This is a genomic window from Bradyrhizobium sp. (assembly GCF_049691595.1).
GTDB lineage: Bacteria > Pseudomonadota > Alphaproteobacteria > Rhizobiales > Xanthobacteraceae > Bradyrhizobium.
In genome coordinates, this window is the sequence record NZ_JBAVNZ010000552.1 from 1 (window position 1) to 2,317 (window position 2,317).

Consider the following 2,317-nt stretch of genomic DNA (forward strand, 5'->3'; position numbering starts at 1 on the left):
TCGAGTGTCTGTTCCACGCCCGCGAGCCGCGATGTCATCGGTGAGCTCATCCTTGATTACTTCGCAATCCGACGGTGTATGCTATCCCGGTCGAGCCGGTGAAGCGAGCAGGTCCGGACCTTGCAGATCGCTCGCCCGGCAGGTATCGCGAAACCATGGAACGAAGCAACCGCCAGCGCGCCGCTTCAGGGCAATCAACAATGAGCACGGCCGCCTCTCACCTCCTGATCTGCAGTTGCGAGAACACCATGCCGCTCGATGCGGAGGCGATCGGCCGCGGCTGCCCGGGAAAGATCACGCCGGCAAACCAGCTTTGCGGCCTCGAGCTCGCGCGGTTTCGGGAAGCCCTGGCCGAAGGCGCGCCGATCACGGTGGCCTGTACCCAGGAGGCCCCATTGTTCCGGGAAGTCGCGGAGGATTTCCCGCAAGCCCAGCTCACCTTTGCCAACATTCGCGAAACCGGCGGCTGGTCGAGCGACGCCACCACGGCGGGGCCGAAAGCCGCCGCGCTGATCGCGGCGGCCGGCGAAGAGATGCCGCCGATTTCACTGGTGACGCTGGAGAGCAGCGGCGTCGCGCTGATCTATGGCCGCGACGAAATCGCCATCGACGCCGGCCAGCGCCTCGCCGATCGTCTCGACATCACCGTGCTTCTGAGCCAGCCCGGCGACATAACCCCGCGCCGGACCAACGAGTTTCCGGTTCTCAAGGGTACCGTCCGCAATGCGCGCGGTCATCTCGGCGCTTTCGAGCTTGCGATCGACGACTACGCGCTGCCGCTGCCCTCCTCGCGCGCGAAGCTCGTGTTCGGATCATCCCGCGATGGCGCGACCTCGACCTGCGACCTGATCCTCGATCTCAGTGGCGCTGCTGCGATGTTTCCGGCGCATGAGCTGCGTCCGGGATATCTGCGCGCCGATCCGCGCGACCGCGCCGCCGTCGAACGCGCGATCGCGGATGCGGGCGGTCTGGTCGGCACCTTCGACAAGCCGCGCTTTGTTCACTTCGAGCCATCGCTCTGCGCCCATTCGCGCTCCGGCATCACCGGATGCACGCGCTGCCTCGATCTCTGTCCGACCGGCGCGATCACGCCGAACGGGAATTCGGTGGCGATCGACGCCAATGTGTGCGCCGGCTGCGGCGCGTGCGCCTCGGCATGTCCGACCGGCGCGGCCGCCTATGCGCTGCCGGCCGCCGACGCGCTGATGCGGCGGCTGCGGACGCTGCTGCGGACCTATCGCAAGGCCGGCGGCAGCGACGCCATCGTGCTGTTTCACGACGGCGAGCATGGCGAGGCGCTGATCGATGCCCTGGCGCGGTTCGGCGCCGGGCTGCCAGCGCATGTGCTTCCGCTCCGCGTCAACGAAGTCACGCAACTCGGGCCGGAGATCATCGCCGCCGTCTTTGCCTATGGCGGCAGCGGCGTCGCGATCCTGACGCGCGCCCGGCCCCGGCACGACATCGCCGGACTTCGCCGGGCGGCCGAGACGTCGGACACCATCGTTACCGCGCTCGGCTTCGGCACGGGCCTGGTGCGCCTCATCGAGACCGACGATCCGGACCAGCTGCGCGCCCGGCTCGATGCTGCGCCGGCCGGCGTCACGACGCAAAAGCCCGCCGGCTTCGTGCCGCGCGGCGCCAAACGCGGCGTGCTCGAGACCACCTTTCGCGAACTCCATTTGGCCGCACCCGCGCCGGTCGATGTCGTGCCGCTAGCGCAAGGCGCGCCGTTCGGCGGCGTCAATCTCGACGTCGAGGGCTGCACGCTCTGCCATGCCTGCGTCACCGCCTGCCCGACCGGCGCGCTGTCCGACAATCCCGACCGCGCGATGCTGCGCTTCACCGAAAGCCTGTGCGTGCAATGCGGCCTGTGCGAGGCGACCTGTCCCGAGAAGGTCATCACGCTTGAGCCGCGGCTCGATTTCCAGGCGTGGAACGCGCCGCTGCGCCTGCTGAAGGAAGAAGAGCCCTTCCACTGCATCGCCTGCGGCAAGCCGTTCGGCACCAGGAGCTCGATCGATCGCGTGCTCGCCAAGCTCGGCGACAAGCACTGGATGTTCCAGGGCGCCAATGCCCGGCGTATCGACGTGATCAAGATGTGCGCGGACTGCCGCGTCGAAGCCGTGGTCAACGAGGGTTTTGACCCGCACGGTGCGCCGCCGCGACCCCCGGTGATGTCGACCGAGGATTACCTGCGCGCGCGCGATGCGAAGAAAGGCGATCCTTTTGGATCGTGAGGAGCAAGTCGTGTCCGCTGCCAGTCCAGACCCGAAAGCGCGCGCGACATCGAGGGCGGCCGGCATTCCGGGCGTCAAGC

General features: G+C 68.1%; 1 protein-coding gene. It reads left to right on the forward strand.

Annotation, left to right across the window (positions count from 1 at the left end; genetic code table 11):
- The first annotated feature begins 248 nt into the window (after window positions 1-248).
- Entirely contained in the window at window positions 249-2,237 is a 1,989-nt protein-coding gene (locus WCE35_RS22285; RefSeq protein WP_424595481.1) for a 4Fe-4S binding protein, read from the forward strand.
- The last annotated feature ends 80 nt before the right edge of the window (window positions 2,238-2,317 follow it).